This window comes from Pedococcus sp. 2YAF34, assembly GCF_052114585.1.
Lineage (GTDB): Bacteria > Actinomycetota > Actinomycetes > Actinomycetales > Dermatophilaceae > Pedococcus.
This window is the reverse complement of the sequence record NZ_JBFRFA010000003.1, coordinates 140,779-159,529: the sequence shown is the minus strand read 5'-3', so window position 1 is coordinate 159,529 and position 18,751 is coordinate 140,779. Positions and strand designations below refer to the sequence as shown.

Sequence of the window (18,751 nt, the reverse complement as noted above, 5' to 3'; positions counted from 1 at the left end):
GAGTCGGGTTACCTCCGGCTCTTGGGGTCGAGGGCCTCGCGCAGGGACTCACCCATGAGGGTGAAGCCCAGGGCCACGATGATGATGCACAGGGCGGGCCAGACGGCGAGGGCCGGGTGGTCGTAGATGTACTCCTGGGCGGCGCCGAGCATCTGGCCCCACTCCGGCTGGCGGTCGTCGGGGTTGCCGACGCCGAGGAAGGACAGCGCGGCGGCGTCGATGATGGCGCCGGCGAGCACGAGGGTCGCCTGCACGATGACCGGGCCGAGGGCGTTGGGGAGCATGTGCCGGAACACGATGGCCGACCGCTTGACACCCAGGGCCCGCGCTGCGAGCACGTGGTCGCTGGAGCGCTGGGCCAGCAGCGACCCGCGCAAAAGCCGGGCGAAGATCGGCACCTGGACGACCGCGATGGCGATGATGACCGTCCACTGGCTCGGCTTCGAGGCCAGCGCCGCGATGGACACCGCCAGCAGCAGCGACGGGATCGACAGCATCACGTCGACCAGGCGCATGACGAGCGAGTCCACCCAGCCGCCGAAAGCACCGGAGAGGGTGCCGAGCGTCAGTCCGCCCGCGAACCCGAACAGCGTCGCCAGCACGCCGACGATGAGGGTCTGCCGGCTGCCGACGATGAGCCGGGAGAGGATGTCGCGCCCCACCGAGTCGGCTCCCAGGGGGTATCCGGGCTGGGAGCCCGGGATGGGGTTGCTCTGCGGTCGCACCTGGTCGATGAGCAGGCGGGCTGTGGGGTCGTGCGGCGCCAGCAGCGGGGAGAAGATCGCGAGCAGGACGAACAGCGCGCTGATCGTGGCCCCGAGCAGGAAGACCGGGTTGCCACGCAGCCGGCGCCAGGCGCTGGCGATGAGCGAGACGCCGGCGGACTCCTCCACGTGCCCGGCGTCGGCGACCGAGCGCTCGGCCACGGCCACGCCGCCACCTGCCGGTCCCTTGCCGGCCGTGGAGGCGGCGAGGTCGTCGATCCGCTGCTTGCGGGTCTTGGGGTTGAGGGGGTTGGGCACCTCAGGTCACCTCGTCCGGATTCGGGGGTCGATCACGGCGTACGCGATGTCGACCAGCAGGTTGATGACGACGAAGGTGATGGCGAACATCAGCAGCAGCACCTGGAGCACGGCGTAGTCCCGCCGCTCGAACGACAGGGCCGTCGCCTCGCCGAGGCCGCCCCAGCTGAACACGCGCTCGGTGAGCACCGCGCCCACGAGCAGGCCGCCGGTCTGCAGGCCGATGGTCGTCACGACGGGCAGCAGCGCGTTGCGCAGGACGTGGCGACCGCGGATGACCCGCCGGGTCAGGCCCTTGGACTCCGCCGTGCGGACGTAGTCCTCGTCCATGACGTCGAGGACGGCGGCACGCGTGATGCGGAAGATCACCGCGAAGGGGATGGTGGCCAGCGCGAGCCCGGGGAGGATCAGGTGCTTGATGGCGTCCCACGCGGAGTCCCACTCGCGGGTGAGCACCCCGTCGAGCACGAAGAACCCGGTCACGCGGGTGGCGTCGATGCCTGAGTCCTGGCGCCCGGAGACGGGCAGCCAGTGCAGCTGGATGGCGAAGAAGTACTTGAGCAGGAAGGCCAGGAAGAACACCGGCACGGCCACGCCGATCAGCGACCCGACGACCGAGAGGTTGTCGAACCATGACGCACGGCGGCGGGCGGCCAGGTAGCCGAGGGGGATGCCGACGATGATCGCCAGCACGATCGAGAAGAGCGCGAGCTCGATCGTGGCGGGGAACCGCTGCATGAAGATGTCGAACGCGTCGGTGCCGGCCTGCACCCCCGTGCTGGCTCCGAACTTGCCCTGCAGGGCCCGCTTCACGAACTCCCAGTACTGCACGTAGATCGGCTGGTCGAGGCCCAGGGCCTTCTCCAGCGCGGCCCGCCGGGCGGGGGTGGCCCGCTCGCCGAGCATGGCGGACACGGTGCCGCCGGGAAGGGACCGCAGCCAGAGGAAGACGAGCATCGAGAGCACGATGACCACCCCCACCATCTGGAGCAGTCGTCTGAGGATGAATCTGAGCACGGGGGGTCGATCTCCTTCAGTCGCGACTGTGGCCGTCCCAGCGATTCTGCTGGGACGGCCACAGTCTTAGGAAGAGCTGTCCGAGGTCAGTCCTCGGCTCACTTGCTGACGGTCACCGTCGAGAAGGTCTCCGCGGTGAGCGGGCTCGGGACGAGACCCTTCACCTTGTCGCTCACGACGAGGGCCGGCGGGGAGTGGCTGATCGCCAGGCCCGGCAGGTAGTCCTCCTGGATCTGCTGGTTGATCTTCTCGTAGGCGGCGGACCGCTGCCCCTCGTCGACGATCGAGTCGGCGGCTTCGAGGTCCTTCGTCAGCTGTGCGCCGTAGGACGTCGCGCTGGTGTGGAAGTCGTTCGCCTTGAGGTTGGAGAAGAACGTGCCGATGAAGTTGTCGGCCGAGTTGTAGTCACCGGTCCAGCCGAGCAGCCACGCGTCGTAGCCGCCGTTGTCGACGGTGTCGAGGTAACCACCGTTCCACGGCTTGGTGCTGACGTTGACCTTGATGCCGACCTTCTCGAGGTCACCGCGCAGGGCCTCGTAGATCTTCTGCGGGTTCGGCATGTAGGGCCGCGACACGTCGGAGGGGTAGGCGAAGTTGAGGGTCATGCCCTCGGCGCCGGCCTCCTTGAGGAGGCTCTTGGCCTTCTCCGGGTCGTACGGGTAGGCCTGCAGGCTCTTGTTGTAGCCCGCGACGGTCTCCGGCATGAACTGCGTCGCGACCATGGCGCCCTCGGGCAGCTGGGTCTTGACGAGCTGGTCGCGGTTCATGGCGTAGTAGAGCGCCTGACGGACCTTGAGGTCCTTGAGCTTGGGGTTCTTCGCCGGGTTCAGGCCGACGTAGAGGATGTTGAACGCCGGGCGGATCAGCAGCTGGTTGCCCGAGTCCTTCAGGCCCTTCCAGTCGGCCGGGTTCGGCAGGTCGTAGCCGTCGATGCTGCCGGCCTCGAGCTCCTGGCGACGGGTCGACTCGTCGGGGATGATCTTGAAGACGATCTTCTTGGTCTTCGGCTTCTCGCCCCAGTAGGAGTCGTTGGCGACGAGCGTGACCGTCTTGTTGGCCTCGTCGAACTTCTCGAGCTTGTAGGGGCCGGTGCCGACCGGGTTCTTGGAGTACGCCGGGTAGCCGAAGCCCTCACCCTGCTTGGTGACGTTGTTGGCGTCGCCCGCCTTGAGCGCCTTGGGCGACTGCATGGAGAACGAGTCCAGCGACAGGGCGGTGGGGAACTTCGAGGTGGGGCGGCTGATCTTGATGACGGCCGTCATGTCGTCCTTGGCCGTGCAGCCCTGGTAGAGGGCGTTCTTGGCGTCGGACTTGAACGAGCCCATCACGTCGGCCCAGTAGCCGGCAGGGCCACCCGCGGCGACCTCGTTCTGGTCGAACATGCGCTCGAAGTTGTAGCAGACGGCCGCGGCGTTGAACGGCTCGCCGTCCCAGAACTTGACGCCCTCGCGCAGCGTGAACGTCCACTCCTTGCCGTCCGAGGAGGCCTCCCACTTGGTGGCCAGCTCCGGCTCGATGTCGGCGGTCCCGGGCTTGATGCCGACCAGGCCCTCCATCATCTGCCGGGTGACCCGGAAGGTCTCGCCGTCGGTGGCGTAGAAGGGGTCGAAGAGCTCCGGGGCTCCGGCCGCGCCGAAGGTGATGGTGTCCTTGTTGTTGCTGCCGCTGCCCGACGAGCCGCTGCCGCTGTCCCGGTTGGACTGCGCGCAAGCAGCAAGGGTGAGGGCCAGCGTCGTCGCCAAGACGACCGGGGTCGCCTTCCGCGTGAGCTTCATGAATACCTCGCTTGGTGTGCGAACGTTGGTCGACCCGGTCGGGCGCCAAAGGTGGTGCTGGTGAAGCCGCCCGCAGGGGCGCGCCGAGGCGCAAACCTTCTACGGTTGGTCGCAGACCCTAGCGAGAAGTGCGGTGGGTGAACCCCCACGCCGCGGAAATTAACAAAAGTGAGACCCATGTCCGGAAGAGCCCAGCTGCCCCCCGTACGGGCCGTCGTCGGTGCCGCCCTGGTCGACGACCTGGAGGCGCCCACGAGGCTTCTCGGTGCGCGCCGTACGGAGCCCTCGGCCCTGGCGGGCGGCTGGGAGTTCCCGGGCGGGAAGGTCGACCCGGGCGAGTCTCCGCAGGAGGCGCTGCACCGCGAGCTCGGCGAGGAGCTCGGCGTGTCGGTGGTGCTCGGGGAGCAGCTGCCGGGCCCGCTGGAGGACGGCCGCTGGCCGTTGGGGGACGCCTACGCCATGACGGTCTGGTGGGCCGTCGTGGTGGACGGCGAGCCGGCGCCGCTGGAGGAGCACGACGAGGTGCGGTGGCTGACCGCGCAGGACCTGTACGGCGTGCCCTGGCTGGCCGCGGACCTCCCCATCGTGGACGCGGTCGCCGCCCGCCTGCGCTGAGCCTCGAACGAGCCCCCACCCCGGGTGGTCGGGAGCACGGCCAATTCCTGAGACAATGGTGCTCATGCCCATGAAGACCCGCGGTGACATCCGCAATGTCGCCATCGTTGCCCACGTCGACCACGGAAAGACCACGCTGGTCGACAAGATGCTCTGGGAGGCCGGCGCCTTCGGCGAGCACCAGCACGTCGACGAGCGCGCGATGGACTCCGGTGACCTCGAGCGGGAGAAGGGCATCACCATCCTCGCGAAGAACACCGCGATCCACTACGCCGGCAAGGCGGCCGCCGACGCGGGCCTGTCCGACGGCGCCACCATCAACATCATCGACACCCCCGGCCACGCCGACTTCGGTGGCGAGGTCGAGCGCGGCCTGTCGATGGTCGACGGTGTCGTGCTCCTCGTCGACGCGTCCGAGGGCCCGCTGCCGCAGACCCGCTTCGTGCTGCGCAAGGCGCTCGCGGCCAAGATGCCCGTCGTCCTGTGCATCAACAAGGTCGACCGCCCCGACTCGCGCATCGCCGAGGTCGTCGACGAGGTCTACGAGCTGTTCATGGACCTCGACGCCGACGAGCACCAGATCGAGTTCCCCATCGTCTACGCCTCCGCCAAGAACGGTCGCGCCTCGATGACCCGCCCGGACAACGGTGGCCTCCCGGACGCCGACAACCTCGAGGCCCTGTTCGCGACGATCCTGTCGACGATCCCTGCCCCGACGTACGACGACGAGGCGCCGCTGCAGGCCCACGTCACCAACCTCGACGCCTCCAACTTCCTCGGCCGCCTCGCGCTGCTGCGCGTGCACAACGGCACGATCAAGAAGGGCCAGCACGTCGCGTGGTGCAAGGTCGACGGCACGGTCGAGCGCGTCAAGATCACCGAGCTGCTCATGACCGAGGCGCTCGAGCGCAAGCCCGCCGAGTCGGCCGGCCCCGGCGACATCATCGCCATCGCCGGCATCCCCGAGATCATGATCGGCGAGACCCTGGCCGACGCGGAGAACCCCATCCCGCTGCCCGTCATCACCGTCGACGAGCCCGCCATCTCCATGACCATCGGCACCAACACCAGCCCCATGGTGGGCCGTGTGCGTGGGTCGAAGGTCACCGCGCGCATGGTCAAGGACCGCCTCGACAAGGAGCTCATCGGCAACGTGTCGCTGCGCGTCCTCAACACCGAGCGCCCCGATGCCTGGGAGGTCCAGGGCCGTGGCGAGCTCGCGCTGGCCATCCTCGTCGAGCAGATGCGCCGCGAGGGCTACGAGCTGACGGTCGGCAAGCCGCAGGTGGTCACCCGCGAGGTCGACGGCAAGACGCACGAGCCGGTCGAGCGCCTCACGATCGACACCCCCGAGGAGTTCCTCGGGCCGATCACGCAGATCATGGCCGCCCGCAAGGGCCGCATGGAGCAGATGACCAACCACGGCACCGGCTGGATCCGCATGGAGTTCCTCGTGCCGTCGCGCGGGCTCATCGGCTTCCGCACCGAGTTCCTCACCGAGACCCGCGGCACCGGCATCGCCCACCACGTCTTCGAGGACTACGAACCGTGGTTCGGCCCGATCGTGACCCGCACCAGCGGCTCGCTCGTCTCGGACCGCACCGGCGTCGTCACGGCCTACGCCATGGTCAACCTGCAGGAGCGCGGGACGCTCTTCGTCGACCCGACCACCGAGGTCTACGAGGGCATGATCATCGGCGAGAACTCCCGCGCCGACGACATGGACGTCAACATCACCAAGGAGAAGAAGCTCACCAACGTGCGCGCCTCCTCCTCCGACAACTTCGAGAAGATCGTGCCCCCGCGCAAGCTCAGCCTCGAGCAGTCGCTGGAGTTCTGCCGCGAGGACGAGTGCGTCGAGGTGACCCCGGAGGCCGTCCGCATCCGCAAGGTCGAGCTCGACCAGACCCTGCGCGCCCGCGCCGCTGCCCGGGCGCGCAACGCCTGACCTCGGACGGGTGCCGGTGCAGACCGACCACCGTCACAGGCCACCAGCGCGGCTGACCGCCGCGCTGGTGGTCCTCGTCGTCGCGGTGCTGGCGGCCGCCGGCTGCAGCCGGGGCTCGAAGGAGAAGGACGCCGGCGGCGTACCCGGCCGGCTGTCCGTGCTCTCCCTGGGGCCGGTCGCCACGTGGGACCCCCAGCGGCTCGCCACACCCCAGGACATCGCGTTCGCGGGGCGCACGTTCATCCGCACCCTGACCGCCCACCCGGCCGGGCCCGACGCCGCAGCCCGGCGCGAGGTGGTCGGTGACCTCGCCACCGACGCCGGCACCCACGACAAGACCCTCAAGGTCTGGTCCTTCACCCTGCGCAACGGGGTGACCTGGCAGGACGGGACGCCGGTCACGTGTGCCGACGTCAGCTACGGCGTCTCACGGTCCTTCGGCAAGCCGTTCGCCACCGAGGGCCTCAACTACCCCCTGGCCTACCTCGACATCCCGCGCAAGGCCGACGGGACCTCGACCTACACCGGTCCGTGGCAGGGTGCCGGCCAGGCGTCGTACGACAAGGCCGTGAGCTGCAAGGGCTCGACGGTGACCTTCCGGCTCAGCACGCCGATGGTGGACTTCAACCAGGTGGTGGCGCTGCCGGTCTTCGCACCGGTCAAGAAGGCCAACGACCGCGGGTCCAAGGACCCGTACGCGGTGTTCTCCAGCGGGCCCTACCAGCTCAAGGGCGGCTGGGACCCGAGCGCCGGCGGCACCTTCGTGCGCAACCCCCACTGGCAGCGGGCCTCGGACCCCATCCGCAAGGCGGGCCCCGACTCGGTGGAGTACGTCGAGGGCACGGAGTCGCAGACGGCCGTGCAGCAGGTCATCAACGACGAGGGCGACCGCAAGCAGGCCGTCACCCTCGACTCGGCCCCGCCGGCGATGCAGCAGCACGTGCTGTCCGACGACGGCCTGCGCCGCCGGGCCATCAACCCCACCGCGCAGTTCCTCGACTACCTCGCGCCGTCGACCGGGTCCGGGGTCATGCGCAGCCCCGAGGTGCGCAAGGCGCTCGCCCTGGCCACCAACCGGGAGGGCTACATCACCGCCCTCGGTGGCCCGAGCGCGGCCGAGCCCGCCTACAGCCTCATCGGTCCCGCCCTGCCGGGCCACAGCGACGCCGACGTCATCGGCGGCGGCCCCACGGGCGACACTGCCAGGGCCCGCACCGAGCTGGCGGCCTCCGGGCTGACGCTGCCGGTGAGGATCCGGGTGGCCTACCGCTCGACCCCGACCGCCGACAAGGCGATGGCCGCCCTGAGCAACGGGTGGGAGGACGCCGGCTTCTCCGTGCAGCTGCAGCCGGTCGAGAAGGACTACTTCGAGACCATGTCCCGCCCGGGGCAGGCCAAGCGCACCGACGTGTTCTGGGCCAACTGGGCGCCGGCGTGGCCCTCGGCCTCCACGGTCATCCCGCCCCTGTTCGACAGCCGGCTCAACCTCACCCCCAGCGGCACCGGCCGCGACCTCGGGGGCTTCGCCGACGCGGCCGTCGACCGGGAGATCAGCCGGATCTCCACCGTGGCCGACCCGGCGGCACAGGCCGCGGCGTGGGCCGAGCTGGACGCGCGCCTGGCGTCGCAGGGGGCCTTCGTGGCCCTCGCGCAACGGCGCTCGATGTTCGTCGCGGGCACGTCCGTGACCGGGCTGTCCGCCAACGAGGCGCTGGGCGGCTTCGTCGACCTCGCGACCGTGGGTGTGGGATAGGCAGGTGACCACCCCCGCCACCGAGGCCCGGCCGGCCCTGCTGCTCGTCCACGCCCACCCCGACGACGAGACCCTGACGACGGGCATCACCATGGCCCGCCACGTCCGCGACGGGCACCGGGTCCACGTGCTGACCTGCACCCTCGGGGAGGAGGGGGAGGTCATCCCGGCCGAGCTGCACCACCTCGACGCCCAGCACTCCGACGCGCTGGGTGCGCACCGGCGTGAGGAGCTGCGGGCCGCCATGGCCGCGCTCGGCGTGACCCACGAGGTGCTGGGGGAGGACCCCGCTGCCGGCCGGCTCTCGGTCTTCCGCGACTCCGGCATGGCGGGGGTCGACCTACCGCCCCGGCCCGACACGTTCGTCGGCGCCGACCTCGGTGCCGCTGCCGCCATGGTCGCCGACGTCCTACGCCGCGTGCGCCCCGCCGCCGTCGTCACCTACGACGAGCACGGAGGCTACCTCCACCCCGACCACGTGCAGACCCACCGGGTCACCTGCGCGGCCGTCGCCTCGCTGCCTGCCGACGAGCGTCCCCTGCTCTACGCGGTCCTCACGCCGGCCTCGTGGGCGAGGGAGGACCGCGAGTGGCTGCGGGCGCACCCTCCGGCCGAGCCGTGGAGCCTGCCCGACCCCGATGGCGACTACCCGCCGTCGGTGGTCGACGACGCCGTGGTCACCCACGAGGTCGTGGAGCCCGGGCTCGTGGAGGCGCAGGCCGGGGCGCTGCGCCACCACGTCACCCAGGTGACCGTGGGCGCCGACGGACACACCTTCGCCCTGTCCAACGACATCGCGGCGCGGTTGTCCGGCCGCGAGGGCTTCGCCCTGCTCGACCCGGAGACGGGGCGCCCCGTTCCCGGAGTCGGCGGCGCTGGCGGCGACCCCGCCCCGGCCCGACGCACCCACCTGCTGGAGGAGTCCCTGTGAGCGACGCGGTCGACCGTGACCAGTTCCGCCTGGCCATGGGACGGTTCGCCACGGGCGTCACCGTCCTGACGACGCTGGCCGGCGGTCACGACCACGCCATGACCGCCAACGCCATCACCTCGGTGTCGATGGACCCGCTGCTCGTGCTCGTCTGCGTGGAGGTCGACGCCAGGTTCCACGACGCCGTGACGGAGGCAGGGGTCTGGGGCGTCAGCATCCTCGGCGCCGAGCAGCGCGCCGTCGCCCAGTGGCTCTCGACCCAGGGCCGGCCGCTTCACGGCCAGCTCGACCGGGTCGCGCACCACCGTGGAGGAGCGACGGGTGTCGCGCTCCTCGACGGTGCCCTCGCCACGATCGAGTGCCGGACGACGGACGTCCACCCCGCAGGTGACCACAGCATCGTGGTCGGCGAAGTAGTGTCCCTGACGAGCAACGAGCACCCGACGGCCGCGCTGGTCTACTACCGCAGCCGCTACGAGGTCCTGAGGTGATGGGAGTGGGCGTGAAGGAAGGCGGCTCCGCCGGGCTGAGGCTCGGTGTCGCGGTGGCGGTCCTGCTCGCGGGGTACCTCGGGCTGGCGTGGTTCCTCGGGCGGCACGTGCCTGCCAACACCTCCGTGGCGGGCGTGCCCATCGGCGGTATGGCGCCGGCCTCCGCCGAGAGGACGCTGCAGCGCGCGCTCGCGCCCAAGGAGAAGGCCAAGCTCACGCTGAGCGCCGGGGACAAGTCCGTGCAGCTCGACCCTGCCGCCGCCGGGCTCCGGTTCGACCTCGCCGGCACGGTCGACGGCCTGAGCGGGTTCAGCCTCAAGCCGGCCGACCTGTGGGACCGCCTCACCGGCGGCCAGGAGGAGCAGCTGAAGACCTCCGTCGACCGGCAGCAGCTCGAGAACGCCGTCAAGGGCGTCCAGCCCCGGCTCGAGACGCAGGCGGTGCAGGGCGGCATCACGTTCCCCTCGGGCAGGGTCTCGGTCGTGCGTCCCGTCGTGGGCCAGAAGCTCTCCGTGCCGGGCACCGCCGACGAGGTCGCCGCGCGCTGGCCCGCCAAGGGCGCCGTGGCCGCCAAGCTCGACACCCTGGCGCCGTCCGTGTCCGCCGACGAGGTCGTCCGGGCGGTGAAGGAGTTCGCGACGCCTGCAATGTCGGGACCGGTCACCATCGCCGTGGGGTCCAAGCGGTTCGCGCTCAAGCCCGCGCAGTACGCGCCGGCGATCGCCATGAAGCCGGGCGAGGACGGCCGCCTCGCGCCCGACGTCGACACCACCAAGCTGCTCGCCTCGGTCCACGCGGCGGCGGCCACCGCGGGCGTGGAGACCAGGGCACGGGACGCGAAGATCCTGTTCCGCGGCACGAAGCCCACCGTGGCGCCGGCCGTCACGGGGGTGGGCCTCGACGACAGGTCCGTCGTCGCCGCGTTCGTGCCCGCCCTGACCTCGGCCACGCGCACCGCCACGGTGAAGAGCACCGTGGTCCAGCCGAAGCTGACGACCGCGCAGGCGGTCAAGATCATGCCCAAGGAGGTCATCTCGACCTTCACGACCAACCTGCCGTACAACCCGCCGCGCACGGAGAACATCCAGATCGCCGCGCGGACGCTCAACGGCACCTACGTCGGCCCCGGCGAGCAGTTCAGCCTCAACAAGGTGCTGGGCCAGCGCACCGCCGCGAAGGGCTACAACGAGGCTCCGGTCATCGTCAACGGACGCCTGACGAAGGACTACGGCGGCGGCATCTCCCAGCTGTCCACCACGACCTTCAACGCCGCGTTCTTCTCCGGTGTGCGCATCGAACAGTACCTGCCGCACAGCTTCTACATCTCCCGCTACCCCGAGGGCCGCGAGGCGACCATCTCCTGGCCCGACGTCGACCAGAAGTGGACCAACGACACCGGCTACGGGATCCTCATCCAGGCCGTCGCCACGGACAAGACCGTCACGGTGACGTTCCACGGCACCAAGGTCTGGGACGTCGAGGCCGTGAAGGGCCCGCGCCGCAACGTGATCCAGCCCAAGCGCATCGTCGACGACAAGAAGGGCTGCGTCCCGCAGACGCCGACCCCCGGGTTCGACGTGACGGTCTCCAGGATCTTCAAGAAGGCGGGGAAGGTGGTCAAGACGTCGCAGTTCTCGACGCACTACATCCCCGAGGACGACGTCGTCTGCACCAACCCGTAAGGGTCAGCTGACGAGGTGGGCGTACGGGTCGGGGCGCTCGGACTCGCTGCGCAGCACGCAGAACTCGTTGCCCTCGGGGTCGAGCATGGTGACCCACCCGCCGCCGCCCTCGACCCGCAGGTCGGCGAACACCCGCGCGCCGAGGCCCAGCAGGCGCTCGACCTCCTCCTCCCGGGTCGCGTCGGTGGGGGAGAGGTCGAAGTGCAGCCGGTTCTTGACGACCTTGCCCTCGGGCACCTCGATGAACAGCACGCGCTGGCGCCCGTCACTCGAGAAGATCATGCACTCCTCGTGCCCCGGCAGGTTGGGGTCGCGCGGGTCCTCGCCGAACCCGAGCACCTGCCCCCACCAGACGGACTGGGCGTAGGCGTTGCTGGAGTCGACGGTGGTGTGGGAGATGCGTGACGTCATGGCTCCCACTGTCGTGGGCCGCCGCGGTCCGGCGCCAGCCCTTTACGACGATGCGTCCGGGGGGGTGGCGGGGCCCGGCTCCTGCGGCGAGGTCAGGTAGGCGTAGGAGGAGTGGTGGGCGAAGCCGAGCCGCTCGTAGAGGCGGATCGCCGTGGCGTTGTCGTGCTCCACCTGCAGGTGCAGGAGGCTGACCCCCTCGCGCAGGGCCGCGTCCGCCAGCCGCGCGGTCAGGTGCGCCGCGAGCCCGCGCCCGCGGTAGGCCGGGTCGGTCCAGACCGCGCCCAGCCCGGCCCAGCCGGCACCGAACCCCAGCCGCGCCAACGCGATCGGGGTCGTCCCCGCGGCGTCACGCGCCCGCAGCCCGAGCTGCTGCGACAGCCCGCCGCCGGGCAGCACCGAGCCGAACAGCTGTCGGGGGCTGCCGGTGAGGACGCCCCGGGCCGTCTCCGGGTCGCTCCTGCGGGTGCCCTGGTAGGCCCGCAGCCACGCGTCGCCGGGCGTCGGCTCGATGGAGACGGACGGGCCGCCGGGGTCGGCAGCGGCGACCGTCGCCGCCGAGGCGGTCAGCACGAGGGTGAGGCTGCCGACGGTGTAGCCCCGGGCGAGCAACAGCGCACCGAGGGGGTCGTCGCCCACGTCGAAGCCCTCGGGCCCGGCGAGGGCGAGCTTCGCCGGGAGCTGCCGCGCGGCGTACCACTGCTCCACCCGCGCGACCGCTGCCTCGAGGGGCATGCCGGGGCTGCCCACGGGCACGGTGGAGTTGCCGCGCTGGGTGAACCCGCGCGACGCCCGCAGCGCCCAGTCGCCGAGCTGTTCGCGCTCGAGGGCGCCCCACGAGGGCACCACGGCGCCGTGGAGGTCCTCGATCGACGTGGCCAGGTGGGCAGCGCCCCGGCGAGAGGGCTTCGGCGGCACCTCCTTGGCAGCCACGACGCGGGCCCGCTCGATGCGCACCGGGCCCCTCGCCGTGAGCACCTCGAGGTGGGTGGCGTCGGTGCCGGTCAGGGTGCCGACGCTGTCCGTCAGGGTCGCGCCCGAGGCCGGGTCCGGCTGTGCCAACCGCCACCTGACCACGACACGTGACCCCGGGGGGAGGTTGCTGACGTCGGCCGACATGAGCCGCATAGTATGTGCGCCATGACGTACGTGATCGCCCAGCCTTGCGTTGACCTCAAGGACAAGGCCTGCATCGAAGAGTGCCCGGTCGACTGCATCTACGAAGGTGAGCGGTCGCTCTACATCCACCCCGACGAGTGCGTCGACTGCGGTGCGTGCGAGCCGGTCTGCCCCGTCGAGGCGATCTACTACGAGGACGACGTCCCCGAGCAGTGGGCCGACTACTACAAGGCCAACGTCGAGTTCTTCGACGACCTCGGCAGCCCCGGCGGCGCCGCCAAGCTCGGCCTCATCCCCAAGGACCACCCGATCATCGCGGACCTCCCCCCGCAGGAGCACGACGAGTGACGGTCCGCTCGCTTCCTGACTTTCCCTGGGACTCGCTCGCTCCGTACAAGGAGCGGGCGACTTCTGTCTCCGGCGGGATCGTCGACCTGTCGGTCGGCACCCCGGTCGACCCGACCCCGGCGGTGGTGCAGGAGGCGCTGCGGTCGGCCGCGGACGCCCCCGGCTACCCGCTGACGTATGGCACCGCGCCGCTGCGGGAGGCCGTGGCGGCGTGGTTCGCCCGCCGGCGTGGGGTGCCGGACCTCGACCCGGACGGCGCCATGCCGACCATCGGGTCCAAGGAGCTCGTCGCCTGGCTGCCGACGCTGCTCGGCCTCGGGCAGGGGGACGTCGTCGGCTTCCCGGGCGTCGCCTACCCGACCTACGACGTCGGCGCCCGGCTCGCCGGCGCGACCCCGAAGGTCGTGGACGGCCTCGCCGCGCTGGGTCCGCTGACGCCCTCCACGACGCCAAAGCTGTTGTGGCTCAACAGTCCCAGCAACCCGACCGGTCGCGTTCTCGGCGTCGAGCACCTGGCGAAGGTCGTCGCCTGGGCGCGCCAGCACGGCGTCGTGGTCGCCTCCGACGAGTGCTACGCCGAGCTCGACTGGCGCGAGGACTCGACCGAGCCGACGACCCCCAGCATCCTCGACCCCCGCGTGACCGGTGGGTCGCACCAGGGGCTGCTCGCCGTCTACTCGCTGAGCAAGCAGTCCAACCTCGCCGGCTACCGGGCGGCCTTCGTGGCCGGTGACGTCGCCCTGGTCCGGCAGCTGCTCGAGGTCCGCAAGCACGCAGGGATGATCGTGCCCTGGCCGGTGCAGCAGGCCCTCACCGCGGCGCTCGGTGACGACGCCCACGTGGCGGAGCAGAAGGCGCGGTACGCGGCGCGCCGCACCCGGCTGCGTACGGCCGTCGAGTCTTTCGGCCTGCGCGTCGACCACTCCGACGCGGGCCTCTACCTCTGGGCGACCCGGGGCGAGGACGCCTGGGCGACCATCGACGCCCTGTCCCGGCGCGGGATCCTGGCCGCCCCCGGGACCTTCTACGGACAGGCCGGCCGGGAGCACGTGCGGATCGCCCTCACCGCCACCGACGAGCGCATCGCGACCGCGGTGGAGCGCCTCCGCTCCTGACCGGCCCGTTTTCAGGCCCTGCGGGGTTCTGGGGTAGCGTCGAGCGTGCGCGAGGCACGCCGTGTGAAGGTGCCCGCCCAGGACACTGGAGGATGGTTACACATGAGCAAAGACGGATCCACTGGCGCCACGCTGAAGGCGGGCGACAAGGAGATCGCCCTTCCACTGGTGAAGGCAGCAGAGGGCAACAACGGCTACGACATCAGCAAGCTGATGAAGGCGACCGGCAACACCACCCTCGACATCGGTTTCGTCAACACGGCCTCGTGCAACAGCGCCGTCACCTACATCGACGGTGACCAGGGCATCCTGCGCTACCGCGGCTACCCGATCGAGCAGCTGGCCGAGAAGTCGAGCTTCCTCGAGGTGTCCTACCTCCTCATCTACGGCGAGCTGCCGACGCAGGCCGAGCTCGACGACTTCGACCAGAAGATCCGTCGCCACACCCTGCTGCACGAGGACCTCAAGGCGTTCTTCAGCGGCTTCCCGCGCGACGCCCACCCGATGCCGGTGCTGTCGTCCGCGGTCTCCGCGCTCGGCACCTTCTACCAGGACAGCCTCGACCCGTTCGACAAGGAGCAGGTCGAGATCTCGACCGTGCGCCTGCTGGCCAAGCTGCCGACCATCGCGGCCTACGCCTACAAGAAGTCGGTCGGCCAGCCGTTCCTCTACCCCGACAACTCCCTGTCGGTCACCGAGAACTTCCTGCGCATGACGTTCGGCTTCCCGGCCGAGCCCTACGACCTCGACCCCGACATGGTCAAGGCGCTCGACCTCCTGCTGATCCTGCACGCCGACCACGAGCAGAACTGCTCCACCTCGACGGTGCGCCTCGTCGGCTCGGCCCAAGCCAACCTGTTCAACTCCGTCTCCGCCGGCATCCACGCGCTCTCGGGCCCGCTGCACGGCGGCGCCAACTCGGCGGTGCTGGAGATGCTCGACGGCATCGCCAAGAACGGCGGCGACGTCGACACCTTCGTCAAGAAGGTCAAGAACAAGGAGGACGGGGTCAAGCTGATGGGCTTCGGCCACCGGGTCTACAAGAACTACGACCCGCGCGCCGCGATCATCAAGAAGACCGCCGACACCATCATCAACAAGGACGGCGTCAAGGACCCGCTGCTCGACATCGCGCTCCAGCTCGAGCAGCGCGCGCTCGAGGACGACTACTTCGTGGAGCGCAAGCTCTACCCCAACGTCGACTTCTACACCGGCCTGATCTACAAGGCCATGGGCTTCCCGACGAAGATGTTCACCGTCCTGTTCGCCCTCGGCCGCCTCCCCGGCTGGATCGCCCAGTGGCGCGAGATGATCGAGGACCCGGAAACCAAGATCGGCCGCCCGCGCCAGATCTACACCGGCGCCACCGAGCGCGACTACGTGGACTTCAGCGCCCGCTGATCCCACGAGCACCCAGTACGCCGCGAGGCCCGGTTCCCCACGGAACCGGGCCTCGCGCCATACCCGCCCTGCCTCCGATAGTGGCAGGCCGGCTCGCGCTCCCCGCCGCCTTGCGCTCAGTGAGCGCAAGGTGTCGGAATCCGTGAAGGTCGGCGACACTTCGCGCTCACTGAGCGCACGTCAGGTGAGCAGGCCCCCCAGCACGGCCAGCAGCTCTCGACGCGAGCGGGGGTCGTGCAGATCCGCAGCGGTGATGCGGATGACCTTCCAGCCCAGCGCCTCGAGCAGCCGGGTGCGGGCGATGTCGTGCTGCCACTGGCGTCGGTCGGTGCGGTGGTGGTCGCCCTCGTACTCCACCACCACCTTTGCGCTGCGCCACACGAAGTCTCCACGCGCGACGAACTGGCCGCCTTCGTCGCTGATGACGCCGTTGAGCTCGGGCTCCGGCAGGGACGCATCGGCGAAGACCAGCCTGGCCCGGGACTCCATCGGCGAGCCAGAGCCGACGCGCAACAGCGCGGCTGCCTGGCGCAGCGCTCGCACCCCACGGCGGACCTCCGTGCCCGCGGCGAGTGCGCGCAGGTCCGGCAGCAACGCGGGAACCCGCGCGACGAATGCGTCACCGGCGATCACGAGGTCGGTGCGCGAGATGCCGGGGAGCGACGCAAGGTCCGCCCAGGTCCATGCCTCTGACGTGACCCGGTGCCCACGCAGCTCGACCAGCTCACGGTGCTCCAGGCCGCGGTGTCCCAACACGCCTGGCCGTCTCACCTGGGTCGCGGAGGTGGGTCGGCTCACGTGGAGCGGTTCGTCCAGGAACTCGCGCTTCGGCAGGGGCAGCCGGTAGAGCCGGGCAGCGGTCAGGTGGGACCAGGCCCACGGGTCTGGAAGGGTCAACGCCACCTGTCGGGCGCGCTGCTCGAGGTCGGTGGCAGCCACGAGGCTCCGCACGCCGCGGGTCGGGCGGTGGAGGTCTGTCCGCCGCAGCCTGCTGGCGGGCACGTCCAGGTCCCGCGCGTCCGCGACGCGGAAGGCTGCGTCGCGCAGGGAGGGCGGGAGCGGGGACAAGGCACGAGCCACACGGTCCAGCCTGACCGAGAGCCCAGCCCAAGGACCCGGGTTGTCCACACCCCCCGCTGAGTGAGCGCCAAGTGCCTGAATCGGGCCGTCGTGGAGACACTTCGCGCTCACTGAACGCAGCTGGGCGGGGGGAGCAGCACGGGTCAGCGTCGCGCGTCAGCGACGCGGGTCAGCGGGCGGCGGGGGTGGTGGCGAAGGTGACGGTCACGGTCGTGGCCGAGCCGCCCTTGGCCCTGGTCCAGGTCCAGCCCTCGGGGTCGCGCGTGCGGGTCCACTGCCTGGCCCCGACCCGCACCTTCGTGGCGCCGTACTGCGACGCCTTGGCGACGGCGAACGAGCCTGCGCTCCAGGCGCCGCGCTCGCTGCCGGCGCGCACGGTGAGCGTTCGCCCGCTGACGGTGGCCTTCGTGCCGAGCTCCTTGGAGAGGGCGTCGCGCAGGGCGCTCGGGGTGCCCTGGCCGGCCTGGTCGAGCCGGCACCCGAGGCCACCGGGGGAGTGGCCGCTGAGTGCCGAGGCCATGATGCGGCCCTCCTGCTCGTGGTCGGCGTAGGCCTCGGGGTAGGCCGAGCGCTGCACCTTCTGCGCGATCTCGGTGATGCGCATCTGCTCGTAGCCGTCGATCTTCACCAGCGCGTCGTAGAACTTGTTCGTGGCGTAGACCGGGTCGAGGATCTGCTTCTCGGTGCCCCAGCCCTGGCTCGGCCGCTGCTGGAACAGCCCGACGGAGTCGCGGTCGCCGTAGGTGAGGTTGCGGAGCTTGGACTCCTGGAGCGCCGTGGCGATCGCGATGGTGCCCGCCCGCGCGGGCAGGCCGCGTTTCTCCGCGATGGCCACCATCGTGGCCGCGTACGCGGTCTGGCTGGGGTCGAAGTCCACGCTCGTACCCAGCGCGGTGGCCTGGCAGCGGGGGCCGCCGAGGTTGTGCACCACGCCGCGTACGCCGACCCAGCCGGCGAACACGAGCCCTGCCGCGAAGAGCAGCAGGACGAGCCGGGTGACCAGGCGCCGGGTCCTCGACGGGGTCGACTGCTCGGCGAGGACCACCCCCCGCCTGGTGCGTGCCACGGCTAGTCGTTCGCGTGGAGTGCCGAGTTGAGGACGATGCCGTGCCCGTCGCGGGCCTTGGCCTCGACGGTGCCGCTCACCGAGTTGCGGATGAACAGCAGGTTGTCCTGGCCGGAGAGCTCGCGGGCCTTGACGACCCGGCCGTCGGCCAGGGTCACCTTGGTGCCGGCGGTGAGGTAGAGCCCGGCCTCGACGACGCAGTCGTCCCCGAGCGCGATGCCCAGGCCCGACTCCGCGCCGAGCAGGCAGCGCTCTCCGACGCGGACGCGCTCGGTGCCACCGCCGGAGAGGGTGCCCATGGTGGACGCGCCGCCACCGACGTCGGACCCGTCGCCGACGACGACGCCCTGGGAGATGCGGCCCTCGACCATGGAGCTGCCCAGGGTGCCGGCGTTGTAGTTGACGAAACCCTCGTGCATCACGGTGGTGCCGGGGGCGAGGTGGGCGCCGAGCCGCACGCGGTCGGCGTCGGCGATGCGGACTCCTGCGGGCACGACGTAGTCGACCATGCGCGGGAACTTGTCGATCCCGAGCACGTTGACCGGCCCGCGGGCACGCAGGCGGGCGCGGGTCAGCTCGAAGCCGTCGACCGCGCAGGGGCCCTGGGTGGTCCAGACGACGTTGGCGAGGGCGCCGAAGATGCCGTCGAGGTTGATGCTGTTGGGCTCGACGAGGCAGTGCGAGAGCAGGTGCAGGCGCAGGTAGGCGTCGCTGGCGCCGGCCGGTGCGGCATCGAGGTCGACCTCGACGTCGACGACCTCACGCCGGACGCGGCGCACCTCGTCCTCGCCCGCCAGGGCCTCGAGCTCGGCCGGGGCAGCCGCGCCATCCGGTCGCGCGCCCAGCGTCGGCTGCGGGAACCACGTGTCGAGGACGGTCCCGTCGTCGGTCGTCGTCGCCAGTCCGAAACCCCACGCGCTGCGCCCACTGCTCATGGCGACCAGCCTAGGGGAGCAGAGGAGCCGATCCTGACGCTGGAT

At 70.9% G+C, this 18,751-nt stretch carries 17 protein-coding genes; 9 read left to right on the top strand and 8 right to left on the bottom strand.

Features of this window, described 5'->3' with window-relative positions; all coding sequences use genetic code 11:
- Positions 1-8 precede the first annotated feature (8 nt).
- The 3 genes from AB4Z02_RS03125 to AB4Z02_RS03115 form a co-directional block, all read right to left on the bottom strand.
- Positions 9-1,022, bottom strand: a complete 1,014-nt coding sequence (locus tag AB4Z02_RS03125) for an ABC transporter permease (protein ID WP_056883358.1) — start codon at positions 1,020-1,022, stop codon at positions 9-11.
- A gap of 6 nt (positions 1,023-1,028) precedes the next feature.
- Positions 1,029-2,039 (bottom strand): ABC transporter permease, encoded by a 1,011-nt coding sequence (locus AB4Z02_RS03120; protein ID WP_056883359.1) that lies wholly within the window; start codon positions 2,037-2,039, stop codon positions 1,029-1,031.
- A 98-nt stretch (positions 2,040-2,137) separates the two neighbouring features.
- Positions 2,138-3,814, bottom strand: coding sequence for an ABC transporter substrate-binding protein (locus AB4Z02_RS03115; protein WP_056883360.1), 1,677 nt, complete (start codon positions 3,812-3,814; stop codon positions 2,138-2,140).
- Positions 3,815-3,991: 177 nt separating this feature from the next.
- Between AB4Z02_RS03115 and AB4Z02_RS03110 the strand changes: the two genes are divergently transcribed.
- The 6 genes from AB4Z02_RS03110 (at position 3,992) to AB4Z02_RS03085 (ending at position 11,234) form a co-directional block, all read left to right on the top strand.
- The gene (locus AB4Z02_RS03110) at positions 3,992-4,429 is read left to right on the top strand and encodes a (deoxy)nucleoside triphosphate pyrophosphohydrolase (protein WP_056883361.1); all 438 of its coding nucleotides are present in this window, start codon (positions 3,992-3,994) and stop codon (positions 4,427-4,429) included.
- A gap of 64 nt (positions 4,430-4,493) precedes the next feature.
- Positions 4,494-6,377, top strand: coding sequence for a translational GTPase TypA (typA, locus tag AB4Z02_RS03105; RefSeq protein WP_441969217.1), 1,884 nt, complete (start codon positions 4,494-4,496; stop codon positions 6,375-6,377).
- A gap of 16 nt (positions 6,378-6,393) precedes the next feature.
- Positions 6,394-8,130 (top strand): ABC transporter substrate-binding protein, encoded by a 1,737-nt coding sequence (locus tag AB4Z02_RS03100; RefSeq protein WP_441969215.1) that lies wholly within the window; start codon positions 6,394-6,396, stop codon positions 8,128-8,130.
- Positions 8,131-8,134: 4 nt separating this feature from the next.
- The gene (mshB, locus tag AB4Z02_RS03095; RefSeq protein WP_056883363.1) at positions 8,135-9,061 is read left to right on the top strand and encodes an N-acetyl-1-D-myo-inositol-2-amino-2-deoxy-alpha-D-glucopyranoside deacetylase; all 927 of its coding nucleotides are present in this window, start codon (positions 8,135-8,137) and stop codon (positions 9,059-9,061) included.
- A complete protein-coding gene (locus AB4Z02_RS03090; protein ID WP_369818889.1) occupies positions 9,058-9,552 on the top strand; it encodes a flavin reductase family protein in 495 nt (164 codons plus the stop codon). Before mshB ends, AB4Z02_RS03090 begins: the two co-directional genes overlap by 4 nt.
- 5 nt (positions 9,553-9,557) lie before the next feature.
- Entirely contained in the window at positions 9,558-11,234 is a 1,677-nt protein-coding gene (locus tag AB4Z02_RS03085; RefSeq protein ID WP_056883364.1) for a VanW family protein, read from the top strand.
- 3 nt (positions 11,235-11,237) lie between these two features.
- Here AB4Z02_RS03085 and AB4Z02_RS03080 read toward each other — a convergent pair whose 3' ends face one another.
- Entirely contained in the window at positions 11,238-11,645 is a 408-nt protein-coding gene (locus AB4Z02_RS03080; protein ID WP_056883365.1) for a VOC family protein, read from the bottom strand.
- A gap of 42 nt (positions 11,646-11,687) precedes the next feature.
- On the bottom strand, positions 11,688-12,761 hold the full coding sequence (locus AB4Z02_RS03075; RefSeq protein WP_441969211.1) for a GNAT family N-acetyltransferase: 1,074 nt from the start codon (positions 12,759-12,761) through the stop codon (positions 11,688-11,690).
- A 21-nt stretch (positions 12,762-12,782) separates the two neighbouring features.
- On the opposite strand from AB4Z02_RS03075, the gene fdxA reads away from it, so the two are divergent.
- From fdxA to AB4Z02_RS03060, 3 genes are all read left to right on the top strand, one after another.
- Positions 12,783-13,109, top strand: a complete 327-nt coding sequence (gene fdxA / locus AB4Z02_RS03070; protein WP_056883366.1) for a ferredoxin — start codon at positions 12,783-12,785, stop codon at positions 13,107-13,109.
- A complete protein-coding gene (gene dapC, locus AB4Z02_RS03065) occupies positions 13,106-14,224 on the top strand; it encodes a succinyldiaminopimelate transaminase (protein WP_441969209.1) in 1,119 nt (372 codons plus the stop codon). The genes fdxA and dapC overlap by 4 nt, the downstream gene beginning before the upstream one ends.
- 102 nt (positions 14,225-14,326) lie before the next feature.
- A complete protein-coding gene (locus AB4Z02_RS03060) occupies positions 14,327-15,625 on the top strand; it encodes a citrate synthase (protein WP_441969207.1) in 1,299 nt (432 codons plus the stop codon).
- 180 nt (positions 15,626-15,805) lie between these two features.
- On the opposite strand, the gene AB4Z02_RS03055 is transcribed toward AB4Z02_RS03060, so the two are convergent.
- From AB4Z02_RS03055 to dapD, 3 genes are all read right to left on the bottom strand, one after another.
- A complete protein-coding gene (locus AB4Z02_RS03055) occupies positions 15,806-16,705 on the bottom strand; it encodes an endonuclease domain-containing protein (RefSeq protein ID WP_441969205.1) in 900 nt (299 codons plus the stop codon).
- Positions 16,706-16,874: 169 nt separating this feature from the next.
- Positions 16,875-17,771: a hypothetical protein gene (locus AB4Z02_RS03050; protein WP_441969203.1), complete on the bottom strand. Its 897-nt coding sequence runs from the start codon at positions 17,769-17,771 to the stop codon at positions 16,875-16,877.
- Between the two features lie 2 nt (positions 17,772-17,773).
- The gene (dapD, locus tag AB4Z02_RS03045) at positions 17,774-18,706 is read right to left on the bottom strand and encodes a 2,3,4,5-tetrahydropyridine-2,6-dicarboxylate N-succinyltransferase (RefSeq protein ID WP_441969201.1); all 933 of its coding nucleotides are present in this window, start codon (positions 18,704-18,706) and stop codon (positions 17,774-17,776) included.
- Positions 18,707-18,751 lie beyond the last annotated feature (45 nt).